The sequence below is a fragment of the Ketobacter sp. MCCC 1A13808 genome, from assembly GCF_009746715.1.
In the GTDB taxonomy this organism is placed as follows: Bacteria; Pseudomonadota; Gammaproteobacteria; order Pseudomonadales; family Ketobacteraceae; genus Ketobacter.
The window spans coordinates 111063-129274 of the sequence record NZ_VRKW01000006.1 but is presented as its reverse complement, the minus strand read 5'-3'; the positions used below and the strand labels follow the sequence as shown (position 1 = coordinate 129274).

At 50.2% G+C, this 18212-nt stretch carries 11 protein-coding genes; 6 read left to right on the top strand and 5 right to left on the bottom strand.

What is annotated here, in order from left to right; all coding sequences use genetic code 11:
* Positions 1-56: 56 nt before the first annotated feature.
* Positions 57-1385 (bottom strand): PilZ domain-containing protein, encoded by a 1329-nt coding sequence (locus FT643_RS13045; protein ID WP_156871842.1) that lies wholly within the window; start codon positions 1383-1385, stop codon positions 57-59.
* An 84-nt stretch (positions 1386-1469) separates the two neighbouring features.
* Between FT643_RS13045 and FT643_RS13040 the strand changes: the two genes are divergently transcribed.
* Positions 1470-4064, top strand: coding sequence for an EAL domain-containing protein (locus tag FT643_RS13040; protein WP_198043519.1), 2595 nt, complete (start codon positions 1470-1472; stop codon positions 4062-4064).
* A 25-nt stretch (positions 4065-4089) separates the two neighbouring features.
* Here the strand turns inward: FT643_RS13040 and FT643_RS13035 are convergent, their stop codons facing one another.
* Positions 4090-5433, bottom strand: coding sequence for an MATE family efflux transporter (locus FT643_RS13035; RefSeq protein WP_156871840.1), 1344 nt, complete (start codon positions 5431-5433; stop codon positions 4090-4092).
* A 1-nt stretch (position 5434) separates the two neighbouring features.
* Positions 5435-6592: a metallophosphoesterase gene (locus FT643_RS13030; protein WP_198043518.1), complete on the bottom strand. Its 1158-nt coding sequence runs from the start codon at positions 6590-6592 to the stop codon at positions 5435-5437.
* Between the two features lie 155 nt (positions 6593-6747).
* Between FT643_RS13030 and FT643_RS13025 the strand changes: the two genes are divergently transcribed.
* Both FT643_RS13025 and FT643_RS13020 read left to right on the top strand, forming a co-directional pair.
* Entirely contained in the window at positions 6748-7815 is a 1068-nt protein-coding gene (locus tag FT643_RS13025) for an SDR family oxidoreductase (RefSeq protein ID WP_156871839.1), read from the top strand.
* Positions 7816-8672: 857 nt separating this feature from the next.
* Complete coding sequence (locus FT643_RS13020; RefSeq protein WP_156871838.1) at positions 8673-9986, top strand: N-acyl amino acid synthase FeeM domain-containing protein; 1314 nt, start codon at positions 8673-8675, stop codon at positions 9984-9986.
* 70 nt (positions 9987-10056) lie between these two features.
* Here the strand turns inward: FT643_RS13020 and fabV are convergent, their stop codons facing one another.
* Positions 10057-11241, bottom strand: a complete 1185-nt coding sequence (fabV, locus tag FT643_RS13015) for an enoyl-ACP reductase FabV (RefSeq protein WP_156871837.1) — start codon at positions 11239-11241, stop codon at positions 10057-10059.
* A gap of 152 nt (positions 11242-11393) precedes the next feature.
* Positions 11394-12572, bottom strand: a complete 1179-nt coding sequence (locus FT643_RS13010; RefSeq protein WP_156871836.1) for an AraC family transcriptional regulator — start codon at positions 12570-12572, stop codon at positions 11394-11396.
* A 63-nt stretch (positions 12573-12635) separates the two neighbouring features.
* On the opposite strand from FT643_RS13010, the gene FT643_RS13005 reads away from it, so the two are divergent.
* The 3 genes from FT643_RS13005 (at position 12636) to FT643_RS12995 (ending at position 18200) form a co-directional block, all read left to right on the top strand.
* A complete protein-coding gene (locus tag FT643_RS13005) occupies positions 12636-13778 on the top strand; it encodes an acyl-CoA dehydrogenase family protein (RefSeq protein WP_156871835.1) in 1143 nt (380 codons plus the stop codon).
* Between the two features lie 250 nt (positions 13779-14028).
* A complete protein-coding gene (locus FT643_RS13000) occupies positions 14029-15090 on the top strand; it encodes an efflux RND transporter periplasmic adaptor subunit (RefSeq protein WP_156871834.1) in 1062 nt (353 codons plus the stop codon).
* Positions 15090-18200 (top strand): efflux RND transporter permease subunit, encoded by a 3111-nt coding sequence (locus FT643_RS12995; RefSeq protein ID WP_156871833.1) that lies wholly within the window; start codon positions 15090-15092, stop codon positions 18198-18200. The genes FT643_RS13000 and FT643_RS12995 overlap by 1 nt, the downstream gene beginning before the upstream one ends.
* The last annotated feature ends 12 nt before the right edge of the window (positions 18201-18212 follow it).

Genomic DNA, 18212 nt, shown 5'->3' with positions numbered 1-18212 from the left:
TTTCATTGATCGTGTGGAAGTACATGGTAGATTAATCACTTTGAACTTGAAATAGCCTATTCATCCAGCGGTTTGATCAATTGCCCCTTGAAACCGATTTTCAGAGCGGTTTTGCTGAACGCGTCAAAGTCAGTGACGTCGGTATCTTCTTGTTCCAGTAGCACCAAGGCCTCCACTAAGCATCCGGGAATGGCCCGGTTATTCCAGCCGGGCATGCGTGGCCACATTGAGAAGTCTTCATGAGCGAGCACTATCTTCAGGGTCTTAATGCCCAGTCCGGACATTTGCTCACGTACCTCAAGGCTGATGCAGGGGTGAGTATCGTCCGCCACCAAGGCTCCGGTGGGAATATGATGTTGAAAGTCCCGGATTACATCACCGTGATGCATAAGGGCGATATAGAGCTTGCACGAAGCGAGGTGGGTTACGTCACTGGTTTTGATTATTTTACCCATGGGGGTATTAATTTCTTCATCGTGACTGTAGCGCGGATCAAAAGCCAATACCGTATTGAACTCTCTGGTCAGATCCTCACACACACGATTACCGATTCGTCCGGCTCCACCCAGAACAGCGATGACCGTTTCGTTTCGGTATTCGGCGAAGCCGCGCATCTGGCAGGCAACATCCCAGATCATGTAGCGGGTGCCCATGGAGCCATCCACATAGGGTGGCTCTATTTCTATCCCGCTTTTCATGACGAAGTTGGGCAGTCGTCCAACCAGCGCAATGGTGTTGATGCCCGGAAAACTACGCTGCAGTTGATGCATATAAGCGTTTACTTTTTCAGGGCTCTCCACCAGCTCTTGCTCGTAAAACTTGGAAGCAACCAGCAAGCCGCGGCGGTTGCGGTTTTTAATGAGGCCACCGATTAATATATCCGGCATAAAATTGGACATGGCAGGGCTATAGTAAGTGCTGGTGTCCTTTTCATTGCCATACACGGCAAAAAGAAAACTGGGTTTGATGGCTTTGATGAGTAGCGTGCGCGCGATGGTATTCGTCATCATGGTTGCGGTGTAGCGGGTGGTTTTCCAAAATGTTCGCTTTAGCTTGACCCGGAGTCTTTGATGCCAGGGCGAGGTGTTGATGATGCCCTCTATATCCCCTGTGCTGAAACGAAAATGGTCGAACTCCAGACTGACCTGTTTGTCGGACACGCGTACTATTTTTGCAGGCACGTTAATGTTTGGCATGTTAGAGAAAGACAAATTAACAACTTTTCCGGGTTCAACCGAAAAATTGGCCGGTTTGCGAAGCGATAGTCCACTTACCGAAACGTCCCTTGTTTTAGTTGACAGCTCGGAATCAGCAAGATCTAAAGACACGGATGTTTTAATTCCTGTACGATCATGCCGACGATACTCTCCATGCAGCGTGCTCATTTTGGATATGCACCTATAATATAAAGATGTATTAGGAAGTCTGGCTCAGAATTTCTATTCGTCAAAAAGAATAGGCAGAATAAATTGATAGCTACATTCTATTTGGTCATAAGAAGATCGTTTTTCGCGCTGCTTGTCTATTCTCTGATCAGCATGTGGGCATCGCACGTTTATAGTGCCGAGTCTGCTTTAACCATAGAAAGCGACTATTCCAGCTACAACCTTAATTCATATGTCGGCTATTACCTCGATTCAACGGGGGGCGAGTCGATCGAAAGCATTAAGACTGACGCGAGCTGGATAAAAAATACCGATGGCGATGTTTTGAATTTTGGTTTTACCAATTCTCCTGTTTGGGTGCACTTTCCGTTGACTTTATCTGCGGATCAAAAGAGTCGCTGGTATCTCGTCATACCTTATCCTTTATTGCAAAATGCGGAAATTTACATAGTTTCAAATGACAAGCAGCGGTTGCTTTGGTATTCCGATCTGAATAGTGCCCGTGATGATGCTGCCTCGCTGCAATCCCACAATATTAATTTTGCCTTGCCCCAGGACGTATCCGGTAGTGTCAATATCTATATAAAGGTGTGGTCGTCTACGTCGTTACAGATTCCACTGGAGATATGGTCCCAAAGCTATCTGATACAACGACAAACGATTGAAATCCTGTTCTGGGGTGTGTACTTCGGCGTGATCGCCGCGCTAATGATTTACAATTGCTTTTTGTTTCTATCGATGCGGGATCTGGCTTATTGCTTTTACGTGATGGCGCTCGGTAGCATCTTGGTCATCATGTTGGCAATCTCGGGTTTGGGTGAGCAGTACCTGTGGCGTGATCCGGAGTATACCCGCTATGTCTTACCCGTTTCCGCGAGCCTGACCGGACTTTGGTTGTTGGCCTTCTCGATATTCTTTCTGCATAAAAGTAATATCAAGCCGATGATCTATAACGCCATGTTGGTGCAAGCCGGGCTGTCACTGCTGGTGGCATTTTATGTGTTATTTGCGCCCAATACGGGAGCCTTACTGGCCAGTATTATTTCGTTCAGCGGAATCATAATTATTTTGGTGGCGGGGGTGAGCGCACTGATGGCCGGAGTACCAATCGCTCGGTATTTCGTTTTGGCGACGACCGTGTTCGGCATTGGCGCAGTGCTCTATGTCGTTAACGTCTTCGGTTTTTTACCGCCATCCAGAATTACCAATCACGCGGTTCAGGTGGGTTCGATGCTGGAGGCGTTACTGCTTTCATTTGCCCTGGCCCACAGAATTAAAGAAGAGCGTAAGCATAAATTGATCGCGATGGAGAAAATGGAGTTGGCGCAAAACGCCATGGTGCAGGTTCAGGACCACGCCCTGCAACAAGCGTTACATGATCCGACAACCAAAATGCCGAACGATTCCATGCTCAGTAATCGCATTAATCAATTGATCGATCATCACAGTGATTGTGATTCGTTTGCGCTTCTGGTTTTGTATTTCCCTCAACTAAAAGAGATCTCTTCGTCCATGGGACGACGCTTGGCAGAGGGGCTGTTCGGAGAGATTGTAACCAAACTGAACGAGGAGTTGAGTAACGACATTCAATCGATTTCGATAGAGGAGTCCAGCGGTAGCCATCTGGCGGTAATGGAGTTCGGGAGTTTGATGTTACTCAGTAAAACCGGCAAGGAGTTTCGTTCGATTAACGACTTTGCTGAAAGAATATTGCAGATCAATGAAAGCCTGCTCGGTGTAGGCGGCATTTCCCTCAGGTTAAAAGCCTATTGTGGTATTGCTTTGTACCCCAAGCACGGTGATAGGGCAGACTTGTTAATCCAGCATGCATGCGCTGCACGGGACTACGGATTGCGGGCCTATGAGTATTTGAGCATCTACAGTTCGGAAGTCGATACGTTTGGTCGCCGTCGCCTGGCACTGGTGGGTGCGTTGGCGCAAGCGATAAAGAATCGTGAACTCGAAATTCATATCCAGCCTCAGTTTGAGTGTGTCACCGGTGCTCTTTGCGGTGCGGAGGTGTTAGCGCGCTGGAATAGTGAAACGTTCGGCGTGGTGGCTCCCGATGAATTTATAGAGGTGGCTGAAGAAGCGGGCCTGATGGCAGAGCTGACCAAATTCATCGTGGAAGAGGCTTTTTCATTACTGCGCAGGCTGCACGAAAAAGGCGTCATGATCAGCCTCAGTATTAATTTGTCTGTGCAGAACCTGATGGACCCCAGGATTGTGTCTTTTGTTGTGACCTGTGCAGAAGCCCAGTTGATCAGTCTGAACGACGTTATTTTCGAAGTGACCGAAACGTCGATGAGTGATGATATGGAGGCGGTGATCAGTAACCTGAACCAATTAGCGTCCACAGGCTGTCGGGTGGCTTTGGATGACTACGGTACCGGTTATTCCTCGCTAGCGTATTTAAGCCGTATGCCGATTCAGGAATTGAAAATAGACCGTAGTTTTATCGGACAAATGCAGCGTAATACCAGTGATTATCGGATCGTGGAAAATACAGTGAAGTTGGCCCGTGCGTTACAGATCCAGACGGTTGCCGAAGGGGTAGAAAACGAAAATACCCTTGGCACTGTGACTCGATTAGGGTGCGACCGGGTGCAAGGTTACTATTTGGCTAAGCCAATGTCGCTGACGCTATTTGATGACTGGCTAATGAAGCGTGCCGGTTAGCGGATGCAGTGTCGGCTAAATCCCATTAGGGTCCGTCGTTTAATGCGAGCTGCCGTCGTAGTGATGGCATATAGCATCCCAGAAAAAGCGCTCTCAGCACGACAAAGCCGGTGAAGGCAATCCATAACCCCTGATTGGCCATCGGCGGTATCAGCAAAGAACTCAACAACAAAAAGCCAAGGGTGGCCAGGACCGATGCGTTACGTAACGCCGTGGTGCTGGTAGTGCCGATAAAGATACCGTCAAGTTGAAATGCAGCAAACGACAGCAGTACATAAACGACAACAAAGGGCAGATAGGCTTTTGCGGTTGTCCGTATGGATTCAATATCCGTAAGCCGGTCTATCAACGCATGCCCGGTAACGGCAATGCCGGCGGCTAATCCCATGGCCGTGACGGCTGCGAGCAGGGTTGAACGTTTCACGGCAAGATCGAAGGCCGTTTGTTGGCGACGACCGGCTGCCTTTCCTACCAGAGATTCCGTGACAAAGGCAAAACCATCCAGAAAAAAAGCGCTGAACGAAATGAATTGCAATAGGATGTGGTTGGCGGCCAGGGTCGTATTGCCGAAGCGCGCACCCTGGTCCGCGAACACGGCAAAACTCAATAGCAGAAACAGGGTGCGCACCATTAAATTAGAGTTGGCGCTCAGGGTGCTGCGGATTTTGCTCATATTCCAAAGTGAACTGCGTGACAGGTTCTGCAAAGGTATACCGAAGTGAAGACGATAGTGGCGGTAGACCAACGTCAAGGCCACGATCAGGGTTAACCACTCGGCAATAGCGGTGCCGGCGGCGATGCCTTCAGCTCCCCAATGCAAATAGCCCGCAAACAGAATGTCCAGGGCGATGTTAATGCCGTTAAGAAATAACTGCACGATCAACAGCAGCCGACTCAAGCCCTGGCCAATCAGGTATCCCATCAGTACATACAGACTCAGGATCGCAGGTGCACCCCAGATGCGGATTTGGAAATAGGAATGGGTTATCTGTTCGACTTCGTCGCTGGCACCCAAAAGGGATAATCCAAGAGTGACCAGTGGCCATTGTAGTATGAGCAGTACGGCACCGATCAAAACAGCCAACAACAAGGCGCGACTGGTAACGGCTATAACTTCTCCCGGATCGTTTTGTCCACTGGCCTGTGCCACAAACCCAGTGGTGCTCATACGCAGAAAACCAAAACCCCAATAGATAAAATTAAATAGCAGCGAGCCTAATGCGACCGCGCCCAGTTCTGCGGTGCCGGCAAGGTTGCCGATGACGGCGGTGTCCGCCAGCCCCAATAGCGGCGTCGCGCTATTAGCGATGATAATGGGGATGGCCAATACCGTAATCTGGGCATAGGTAGGTGCAGGAGCGGCGGGCATATTACTTCTCTATCAATCGAATCAGCGTTATTTCCGCCGGAGCAGCAAAACGTTTTGGCGGCCCCCAATAGCCGGTGCCGCGACTGGTGTAAATCCACATGCTTTGATGCCAGTGCAGGCCGGCGGTAAACGGTTGTTGCAAGGGCACAAACAGATTCCAGGGCCAGAATTGTCCGCCGTGCGTGTGGCCGGACAGTTGCAAATGATAACCGGCATCGAGTGCCTGAAAAATACTGCGGGGCTGATGAGCCAGCAGTATTCGGGCTCCGGCGTCGGGCGGGGCATTGAGCAGTGCAGCGTGGGGATTGCTGCGCTGGTTTTCGTCAAATTGGTGGGCAGAATAATCGGTGATTCCAGCGAGAACCAGTTTGGCATCGTCTTTCACCAGGACCACATGCTCATTTAATAAAATGCGAATACCCAAAGCACGCAAGTGCTCAATCCACTGGTTGGCATTGGAATAATATTCATGGTTGCCGGTGACAAAATAAGTGCCATAAGCCGACTTCAGTTGTTGCAACGGTGTTACCTCGTCCCCTAGATGTTGTACGCGGCCATCTACCAGGTCGCCGGTAATCGCGACGACGTCGGCTTGCTGAAGATTCACTATCTGCACTACTTTTTGTAGAAACGTTTTCTTAATGGTCGGGCCCACATGAATATCGGTGATCTGGACGATACGGAATCCGTGTAACGCCGGGGGCAGGTTTTCGATCGCTACATCCACTTTCTGCAGCGTCGGCCCGGAGAGCACATTGGCCAGTCCGATCAGGGTGACCAGAGCGCTGCCTGTAATGACCAGCCAGGCACTCCACAGCGGCAGTTGTGGTGATATCCATAGGGGGTTGGCCACCCACGTTACCAGGAGCAACAACAGTAGAAACAAATCCCGCAGCAGTGTCGCTACAAACAGGGTTGAGACCCAGCCCATGGCGATAAATCCGCTCCAGACAAGGGTTCGGTTCAAGTTGCTATCCGGTGCCTGTGTTCGGATTAAAGCGAGTGGTACCAGCAACGCCGCCGAGAGCAGGGTGGCAGCGGCTAGGAAAGTGATAACGGGAACTGCACTTAAATCGGGTATCAAACGAAACCCGATATACCCGTGAAAGATCAATGAGAAGCTGAATAAAGCAGTGATCAGAATGGTGGATCGGCGCACAACAATAAGTCCTGGAAGAGAGCAAGCGTAACAGTATAGGCAACCAAGGTGGCTGCGGGACCATTGTATCTTAAAGCCCGATGGCTTATGTTGGCGCGGTTCAGTTAAGCCCAAGATTTTTACTCAATCCATCCAGGATGGATAAAGGAGCCGCTATGGAACAGATTATTGATAAAACCAAACCCATTCTGGTAACCGGAGCCTCAGGTTATATTGCTAATTGGATTATCAAATTACTGTTGGATCAGGGATGCACTGTATATGGCACGGTGAGAGACCCGGACAAGGCCAAGTCAGTACAGCCGTTGCGGGATATCGCGGCGCAGGCTCCAGCCGGCACCCTGAAACTATTTAAAGCGGATTTGTTGGACCCGGCTAGCTTCGACGAAGCGATGGCCGGCTGTGAAGTGGTGATGCACACCGCATCGCCCTTCGTTGTGCGTGGCTTTAAAGACGCCAACGAAGCGTTGATCCGTCCGGCGGTGGAGGGCACCCGTCACGTTCTGGAAGCAGTTAACCGTACAATCAGTGTGAAACGGGTGGTATTAACCAGCAGTGTGGCTGCGGTTTTCGGCGACAATGCTGATCTGAAAGACATTGCCCGCGACCGGTTTGACGAGACGGATTGGAATAAAAGCAGCAGTGAACATCACCAGCCTTATTCGTATTCAAAATTTCTGGCGGAAAAGGAAGCCTGGAATATATACAACGCGCAGGATCGCTGGCATCTGGTGACGATTAACCCGAGCATGGTGGGTGGCCCTGCGTTGAACAAAACCAGTCGCTCCACCAGCATTGATACCTTGCGCAGCATGGGCACAGGTAAGCTTTGGCCGGGCGTGCCGAAGATGCGTTTAGGATGGGTCGATGTGCGGGATGTGGCCCAGGCGCACGTGGAAGCCGCCTTTCGCAGTGATGCACAAGGTCGCCATATTGTGTCCAATGGTGAGCCGACCATGCTGGAAATCGCAAATATACTAAAAAAACATTATCCCAAAGGCTATCGGTTTCCGGTGATGGAGCTGCCGAAGTTTGTGGTGAAATGGTTCGGCAGTGTGTTGGATTCCAGTGTCACGCCGCGCTTTGTTGAGCAAAATGTCGGTCATCCGTTGAAATTCGACAATAGCCGCAGCCAGACGCGTTTAGGGCTGAGCTACCGGCCGTTAGAGCAGACCTTCGTTGAACATTTCCAGCAGATGTTAAAGGACGGTCTAATCAAGTAGATCTCACCTAATTGCGCGATCGGCCCGGACCGCTCGCTTAACCTCCTCACGCGAGAGGCGATAGTCTGCCGGACGCGCAACGGTAGCGGTTATAGGCGCCTTGCCCTGAGGTTCTTTTGACCGCTGACCTGTTGTTGCGCTGGCCATTCATCGCTACGGGCGTAAGGTGAACCGAATTCCGATCGATAGCCGAAGCAATGCAACGGATAACAGGTTAGTTGGGTGTACAGCTGAATATGCGGTGTATACTCAAAGGCGTCCAGTGGTGTTGTTACCGTTCCTGGCAGGAGATTTGCTGACTGCGATTGCGGTAGTAGTCACCCAGAGCGTCACGTTCCTGCTCTTCGTTTCATGGTGGTTGTTTATTGGCAGTTATAAGCGCATACAGAGTCAAAAAAAGTCAGATTTTAACGCCCTTGACGACAACAAATGTCAGCGATTTAGCCTTTGTATGCTAAAACGATCGTACAATTATTTCTAATTGAAATACAAAAAGCGTTAATGTGAATCAACTGTGAACGGGATAGAAGAATGTATAACCAGGTCGTCAAATTGATTTCATTAATTAACCAAATAACGTTTGGTTTTCGTCTGGTTTTTCATTAGATTGTGCTTTCCGAATGTTTGAGGGGAATCCTTTTTTGTTTTTAGGATTCGAACATCGGAAATCAATTTATTCTTTTAATTAGCTAAGTGTGAATGCCTGCATGGAAACTCCTGTATCGTTTTCATCTAGGGAAGGGCGCCGTCTTGTTCGGCAACAGTTGAATGGAAATCATGGGGTAAAGGCGACACTAGAATCGGGGTCGCTTAACATAAAAATAACGCTACTCGATATTTCGAGCCTGGGTTTTGCGATGCTGATTTCGAAAGAAAATCTGGCAAGAGTTAAACTCACCGATCAAGTGACATTGAAAGTAAGTCCGTTGATCGGAGTGCAATACCGTATCAGTGGCATTATTATTGATCAGCAAGTTTGCGATGACGGCTTAAAAATTTCTGCTGTCATTGATCATGCCTGTTCGAAAGGTCATGGCGTGCTGACACCGATAGAACTGGTCGGCAGTGATGTTATTCGCGGCCAGTTTACACATCCGTTTTTTTACAAACAGAATCATTACTTTGATATTGAAAGTCTGTCAGCCCAGGGTTTTTATCTGACTAATATTGACGCAGGCTGCGTGTTGTTAAGCGGGATGCGTTTGGTGTGCCGGCTGGGTTTGTCGGAAAAATCGCAGATTGTCGAAGGGGTTGTTTCGGATGTGACATTCACATCAAACAACCGATTGCGCTGTTTTGTAAAGTTAAACCGGCTAACCGAGAAAACGGAACAGGAAATCAGCCAGTATTGCTTTCATTATTTGAAAAAAACCCCAAGAGATTTGCGCCGTTCCGGATTTCGATCCTATTACGTTAAAGAATTGGTGCAATACAAGTTCGTAGAAACGCAACAGGAATATGAAGATATATTGTTATTGCGTCGGCGTAACTATGCCGCGGTCAGAAAAGTGAAACCGGACGCTCCGCTGAAATCCCTGTCTTACTTCTTTGATCGTTACAGCCGGATTCTGGTGGTCTACCATCAGGGCACTGCGATTGGTACAGCAACCATGATTTTCAGTAATGGTGGTTCGCAACCTATGGAGCTGGAAGTGTTGTTGCCGCAAGAGCAGTTTGCGCAATTACCCTCTTATCAGCATTGCTTTGAGGTGGCGGCGCTGTGCCTGGATAAAGGTTATCGTGACACCGATATCCTGCATGGTTTATTCGAGCACATATATAAAAATGCAATGATGTTCGGTCGTAACCACATTGTGATCAGCAGCGATAAGTATTTGGCGGAATTGTACAAGTCGATTGGTTTTCAGGAAACGGAATTTAATTTTGTGCAGCCCAAATACCGCAACCTGAATATGAAAGTGTTAGTGATGACCGACCTTACAACCAAGTGGGGCAAGGGCATGCATCCAGTAGACTGGTGGCGCATATGGGGCAACGTGAGTTTGTATTTATACCGGCGTCGGGTAATTCGTTATTCACTGGCAGAGCGCTTCCGGATTTATGGTAGCTGTTTTCTCTATCACTGTTCGGTAACCAGTAGGCCACTGCTGGATCGTTTGAAAAATTACTACCAAGCCAAGCGTTCGACCTTGTTGGTGGCGGTTAAATAGCAACAGGCCGGTTTGCGATCGCAAACCGGCCTGTTGCCTGCCCAGTTGGGTCTGTTGTTTAAAACCACATTCAGGCGGGTTGGAGCTGGTTGATCGGCACATCAACATTAATGTCGGCATCATAATCCACGCCTTCAACATTAAAGCCGAAAAGTTGCATAAACTCAGTGCGGAACCCTTTGAAGTCACTTACCTCATTCAGATTCTCGGTGGTGACCTGGGGCCAGATTGATTCGATTTGTTTTTGCACTTCAGGAATGACTTCTTTCTCATCCACTCGAAAGCGCCCGTCGTCATCCAGCCTTGGGGATGGGTTATACAGGCACTCATTGAATAAACGATAGGTTTGTCCGATGCAGCCCTCATGGGTGCCATTGGCCTTCATTATTTTGAACAGCAGGGCCAGATACAGCGGCATGACCGGAATTGCTGAGCTGGATTGTGTGACCACGGCTTTCAGCACCGAGACCCTGGAATCAATGCCCTTGTCACGCATGCCCCCTGCGGCACGGTCCAGATCTTTCTTTGCTGCCCCGATGGTGCCGTCCCAATAGATATCACGAGTCACCTGTTCGCCTACGTAAGTGTACGCCGTGGTTTTGCAGGATTCACTTAACACGCCGGCGTTGCTCAATGCGTCGATCCATAATTCCCAGTCGTTGCCACCCATCACGGCGATGGTGTTATCAATTTCTTCCTGGCTGGCGGGCTCCAGGGTAAACGGTTTAATAATTTCACGATCCGTATCCAAGCCGGTCTGGGAAACGGGTTTGCCAATAGGTTTCAATGTGGATGCGTGTAGCACGCCGGTGTCAGGGTGCTGGCGGCGGGGAGAGGCCAAGCTATAGACCAGCAGATCGATTTGACCCAGATCCTGTTTGATCAGGTCAATGGTCTGGCGTTTGATTTCGTGTGAAAACGCATCGCCGTTGATATTTTTGGAATACAAGCCGGCTGCATCAGCGGCGGATTGGAACGCGGCTGCGTTATACCAGCCTGCGGAAGCGGTTCGTTTGCCCGCGGCCGCTTTCTCAAAAAACACCCCGATGGTGCTGGCGCCGCCGGCAAAAGCTGCGGTAATGCGGGAGGCCAGTCCATAGCCGGTGGAAGAACCGATCACCAATACGCGTTTGGCAGCACCTTCAATCTCACCTTGGGATTTAACGAATTCGATCTGGGATTTGACGTTCGCTTCGCAACCGACTGGGTGCGCAGTAGTGCAGATGAAACCTTTAACCCGGGGTTGAACAACCATGTTAATTCCTTTGAACTTTTCTTGTTGGAGGGTGTTGTAATTGGCCTCATTCTAAATGTGCCGTTGCCGTATGGCCAGTTAACGCGGTGTGGGCGGGGCCAGATATTATGAATTCTTACAATTTACGGGTATTGTTCCGTTCTGATAGGTTACTAATGGTGGCCCGGTGAAAGTCCTTTTTTATATTGCCCCGGTGAAAATCCGGTCCAGTTACGAAAGGCGCGGATAAAGGAGGCCGTTTCGGTATAACCGGTTCTTAATGCGACCTCTTTAATGGTCGCATCCTGACTTAACCAATAGATCGCCCGCTCACGCCGCACACTGTCTTTCAGTCCTTGAAACTGGGCTCCTTCCGCTACCAGTTTGCGGCGCAGAGTGCGCGAGGTCATATACAACTGGGCGGCAATGGCCTCCAGGCTCAGGTGTTGCAGATCGTCTGATTGCTTAAGAATCTGCAGTACCCGCTGTGTTTGCAGTTCCACAAAATTCTGCTTGCGAAACCACACAAGCGGAACCTTGGCCAGATATTGCTTCAGATCTTCTTCATTGCGGTGAATGGGGTAGTCCAGATATTCGCTTGGTAAAACCAAGGCGTTGTGCTTTTGACCAAAATGACTGATGCAGGGAAAAAGGAGCCGGTATTCCTGGCTGTGAACGGGTACCGGCAGAGTGAGGTGCACCGCCTGTAAAGGAATGACTTCCCCGATTAGCCAGGAAGGAAAGCGGTGCCAGACCAGCATCAGTAATTCCATCAATACCGAATCCGGATCCTTTTCCGGTGCCGTCAGGGTCAGGCTAAAATGGGTCAAATGCTGCTCCCGCCGCAAGCGGAATTCAACCGCCCCGGTGACCAGCCGATAAAAGCGCTGACTTTCTTCCAAAGCCTGGCCCAGGGTGTCGCAGGTGATCAGATGTTCCGCCAGCAGAGTAAATACCCCGAAGCGGCATCGTTGTCTGGCCAGCCCCATAAATTCATCGTCGGCGTCGACCATAACCTTGTGCAGCAGTCGTGCTAACTGATACGGGGCAAGACGGTTTTCGCCCTGGTCTAAATATTGCTCGGGAATAGCAGCGTATAGCAGCAGTTCGGTTTTATTCAGCCCCATGCGCTCACCGTTGCGCAGATAAGCTCGGGCAAAATAAGTAGATACGGTGTGATTTCCCGTATGCTCGTGGGGGCCTGGGTATGGTTGTTCCTGCAGCTTGCTGATGGCGGTTGAATGTCCGAAATGGGTAATTTGAGGCGCTATAATCGGGCTATTTTGCGTGGTTTTACCGGCAATTACAATGACTGTGTCCGAAAATGCTAACTGAATGACATGATCCATCATTGTTAAAGCTGTGGCTATGGGTCAGAATTCCGCACTTCACCCACTCCAATTCCGAGGCCTAATATGACTGTTGATAACGATGAACTAGAACTGTTTCGCGATATGGTGCTGCGTTTTCTGCAGCAGGAAATCGAGCCCCATTTCGAAGAGTGGGAAAAAAACCACATCATGCCTCGTGAAGTGTGGAACACCATGGGGCAAGCGGGCCTGCTTTGTGTGGATATGCCGGAAGAATACGGCTCCGCCGGAGCCAGCTTTGATGTCGTGCAACTAATCCAGTGGGAAATGTCTCGCTTGGGCTACGGTGGCTTAGGTACCGGTTATAACATTCACGCCAATATTGTTGCGCCCTATATCAACAATATCGGTACCGAGGAACAGAAAGCCAAGTGGCTGCCCAAAATGATCACCGGTGAAGCGGTTGCCGCAATCGGTATGACTGAGCCCAATGCCGGCAGCGACCTGGCAGCGCTGCGCACTACAGCGGTCAAAGAGGGTGATCATTACATTTTGAATGGTTCTAAGGTTTTTATAACCAACGGTATCCACGCTGATTTGGTCATCGTCTGCGCCAAAACGGACCCCAAAGCCGGCGCAAAAGGTATTTCTCTGTTTTTGGTCGACACCGCTTTGCCCGGTTATTCCACCGGTAAAAAGATCGAGAAGATCGGGCAGCATTCCAGTGATACGGCGGAGTTGTTCTTTAGTGATATGCGCATTCCGGCTGATGCCTTGTTGGGTGAAGAGGGTAAAGGCTTTGTGTATATGATGGAAGAACTACCCCGCGAGCGTCTGGGTTGTGCCACACAGGCTGTCGCCTCTGCCGTGGGTGCGATGGATTTAGCGGCGGCCTACACTCAGGAGCGTCAGGCGTTTGGTCAATCCATTAGCAAATTCCAAAACACTCGTTTCAAGCTGGCAGAAGTGAAGACGGAGATCGAGCTGTGTAAAGCCCTGTTGGAAAAGGATATTGAGCTGTTTCGTCACGGTAAGCTGGAAGTGGCGGATGCCGCGCTTTTGAAATTGGCGACGACGGAAATGCAATTACGTGCAGTGAATGAGTGTCTGCAATTGTTCGGAGGCTATGGTTATACCATGGAATATCCGATTTCACGTTTTTACGTAGACGCCCGAATTCAGACGATCTACGCCGGGTCATCAGAAATCATGAAAGAAGTGATCGCGCGCGGTATTGTCGGCCGATAAAACCTTCATCGTTTCGTCATTCCAACCCTCTGCTCTCGGGCAGGGGGTTTTTTATTGTCTGTGCTTTGTTATAAGAGGGTAAATGGCCGCGGGACAAAACTTTTCGTCGTCTAAGTGGTCAACTCTTCATCGCTCTGTTCGTGAAGGGGCCTCAACCGTTCCATTTAATGGTTTGGTCCTAGTGCGAATCTGAGATTAGGCACCATACTAAACTCAATCCCAAAGGGACCTCACAAGAGAGCAGAATCCTATGCCGGACCTGAAGCAGCCGTTTACTGGTTTATATCTTTTGATCCTGACTTCTCTGGGCACAGTCAGCGTGCACGCAGCAGTGCCTGCCGATCCTATTAACGTGATCGCTGCGCCGGTGGTGCAAGAAGCGGTTGCAGACCGGGTTGAAGCACTGGGAACCTTGCGTGCCAATGAGGTCGTGGCCCTTACGGTGAACGTTGCTGAAATGGTCAGTGCGGTTAAATTCGAAGGCGGGCAACGGGTTAAAAAAGGTCAAGTCCTGGTGGAAATGGAGAATCGGCAGGAAAAGGCGCTGCTGCGGGAGGCGCAATTCACTGTTGACGAGGCTTTGAGTCAGTTGAACCGGTTTCGCGCCGTTGCTAAAAGGGGGGATGCATCACAGTCGCTTTTGGATGAAAAGCAGCGGGATTATGACGTTTCCCGCGCTCGACTGGAAGCAATTGATGCCCGTTTGCAGGACCGTATTGTGATGGCCCCTTTCGATGGTGTGGTGGGCTTGCGCAATGTCAGCCGCGGTGCTTATCTGGCGCCAGGGGATATCATCACCACCGTTATTGACGACAGTAAAATGAAGCTGGATTTCAGCGTCCCATCGGTTTATTTGCTTTCCATTCGCCCTCGGGTATCGATTGTCGCTACCTCCCGGGCGTTTCCGGAACGACAATTTACCGGCCTCATCGAAGTGGTGGATAACCTCATTGATCCGGTGTCCCGCTCTGTTACCGTGCGAGCGGTATTGTCCAATGAAGATGGGTCATTGAAGCCGGGTCTGTTGATGGAGGTCGAGCTGTTGACCCGGGAGCGGGATGCGATGATCGTTCCGGAAGAGGCGCTGTTCCAGCAGAGCAAAGACCATTTCGTCTTTGTCATTGTTGAGGCGGAATCGGGGCTGACTGTTGAGAAACGGCAAGTAAAAATCGGTTCACGCTGGCTCGGAAAAGTAGAAATTTTGAGTGGGTTATCCATTGGCGATAAGGTGGTCACCGACGGCACTTTAAAAGTGAAATCAGGTGATGCGGTGACCCTTTCCGCTCACCTTTTCGGTGAGGATGAGCGTTAATGTTGATCTCTGATCTCTCTGTTAAACGCCCGGTTTTTGCTTCAGTAATTTCCTTTCTGCTAATTGCGTTCGGCATTGTCGCCTTTGACCGCCTGCCACTGCGAGAATACCCGCAGATCGATCCACCGATTGTGGTGATTAATACCGGTTATCCTGGGGCGGCGGCGAATGTGGTCGAAACCCGGATAACCCAGATTATCGAAGATCGTATTGCCGGTCTCGAAGGCATTAAATACATAGAGTCGATCAGTGATGATGGTAACTCACGCATCATTATCGAATTTGAAATTGATCGGGACATTGATGCGGCAGCCAATGATGTCCGTGACCGGGTAGCGGGTGTTGCGAACGATTTGCCTGTGGAAGTGGATACACCGGAGGTTCAAAAGCAATCCGGTGACGACGAGGTCATCATGTGGCTCAACCTGGTGGGCGAGGGCATGAATATTCCGGAGTTAACCGACTATGCCGAGCGTTATCTGGTAGACCGGTTTTCTGTATTGGACGGTGTGGCGCGTATTCGTATTGGCGGCGGACAACGCTATGCCATGAGAATATGGCTTGATCGTAATCAATTGGCTGCTCGTGGCTTAACGGCAAACGATGTTGAAAATGCATTGAGAGCAGAAAATGTTGAACTGCCCGCCGGCTCGATTGAAAGCGATACCCGCCAATTTACTGTGCGTGTGCAACGGGCATTCCGCGATGAGAGCGACTTTTCCAAGCTCGTATTATCCCGTAGTGCCAATGGTTATCTGACGCGTTTGGGTGATGTGGCTCGTGTGATTCGAGGTACCGAGGAAAACCGGGTTATGTTTCGTGGCAACGGCATTCCTCAAGTCGGTATCGGTATTATCAAGCAATCCACTGCCAACACCCTGGAAGTGGCACGTGCGGTGAAAGCCGAAGCGGTGCAGGTGAATGACCTGTTGCCCTCGCATATGAGTCTGGAACAAAGTTACGATTCGTCGGTGTTCGTGGAAGACGCAGTGCGACAGGTTTATACCACGCTGATGATTTCTATCGGGCTGGTGGTGCTGATGATCTATCTGTTTCTGGGCAGCGCCCGCGCCATGCTGGTCCCCGCTGTAACCGTTCCGGTTTCCATAATAGGTACTTTTATTGCGTTGTACGCTCTGGGCTTTTCAGTGAACCTGTTAACCCTGCTGGCATTGGTGCTCGCCATCGGCTTGGTTGTGGATGACGCCGTGGTCGTGCTGGAGAACGTTGTGCGACGCATGCAGGATTATGGAGAGCCCCCGTTACTGGCTGCGTATCGTGGTACACGACAAGTGGGATTTGCCGTAATTGCGACCACGTTGGTGTTGGTTGCGGTATTCGTTCCGATAGCGTTCCTGCAGGGGGATTTGGGGCGCTTGTTTTCGGAGTTCGCGTTGACCATGACCGCTGCAGTGTGTTTCTCAACGTTAGTGGCGCTGACTTTGTCACCGATGTTGGCGTCCAAGGTGCTCAAGCACCAAGCGGCACCAAGCAGAATGGTGCGTGAAGTGAATCGTTTTCTGGATTGGATGAGGGACCACTATAGCCATGCGGTCGGTGTTTGTTTGCGTTTTCCGGTCATTGTGGTTCTCGCTTTCATCGCCATTATGCTGTCAACGTATTTTCTGTTCAATGAAACGCCGTCGGAGTACGCGCCGAAGGAAGATCGCGGTGCGTTCTTTCTGATGGTGCAGGGGCCTGAAGGGGCCACTTTCCGTTATATGGAAACCTATATGGATGAAATAGAACGACGCATGATGCCGTATGTGGAGCAACAGGAAATCACCCGTTTGCTGGTAAGGGCGCCACGGGGCTTCGACAATGTGGAAAATTTTAATTCGGCGATTGTAGTGAACGTGCTAAATGATTGGGCTTTGCGGCGTAACGGTTTCGTGATCATGGATGAAATTCGCGAAAAGCTAAGTGATTTGCCGGGCGTCCGTGCGTTTCCCGTGATGCGCCAGGGTTTTGGTGCCCGCGCCCAGAAACCGGTGCAATTTGTTTTGGGTGGTGGCTCCTACGAGAAGTTGACCCAATGGCGCGACATATTGATGGCGAAAATAAACGAGAATAATCCCGGTTTTGTCGGGATAGATTGGGACTACAAAGAAACCCAGCCGCAGTTGCAGGTGGTGATTGATTATAATCGGGCTGCAGACCTGGGTGTTTCGGTTGGCAATATAGGGCGCACATTGCAAACCATGTTGGGATCACGGCGGGTGACCACCTATGTAGAGGAAGGTGAGGAATACGACGTAATGCTGGAGGGAGAGCGTGATGCACAAAACACCCCCACCAGCCTGGAAAATATTTATGTTAAAGCCGAGAGGCTAGGCCAGTTGGTGCCGCTGTCCAACCTGGTTAAGCTGGAGGAGTTTGCAGATTCAACCTCGCTGAATCGCTACAATCGCATTCGCGCGCTGACGATGGAAGCGAACCTGCGGGAGGATTATTCATTAGGGGAAGCGTTGACCTATCTGGAAAGTCTGGTGCGTGAAGAATTACCAGCGGATGCTTTGATCGATTACAAAGGCCAGTCCCGTGATTTCAAGTCATCGGGCGACAGTGTGCTGTTTATTTTCGTACTGGGATTACTGGTGACCTTTTTAGTGTTGGCGGCGCAATTTGAAAGCTATATTCATCCCTTTGTCATTATGCTGACGGTACCCTTGGCGATGGCGGGGGGCCTGTTCGGGCTTTACTTGATCGGTGGCACACTCAATATTTACTCCCAGATCGGTTTGATGATGTTAATCGGATTAGCCTCCAAAAACGGAATTCTGATTGTTGAGTTTGCCAACCAGTTACGAGACGAAGGAATGCATTTTAAGGAAGCTATACTGGAAGCGACCAAAGTGCGTTTCAGACCGATCGTGATTACCGGAATTACCACGGCAGCGGGTTCAGTCCCTCTGATATTGTCCACCGGTGCCGGTGCGGAAACGCGCACGGTGATCGGTGTGGTGGTGTTGTCAGGTACATTGGCGGCTACTTTCTTTACTTTGTTTGTGGTGCCGGTGGCTTACGAATTGCTGGCGAAAAAAACGGGTTCCCCTGGTGATGTAGAGCGCAAACTGGCGCAGCAGGAGCAGCAGCAAGGGGGGCGTTGATGAGTGGCTGGT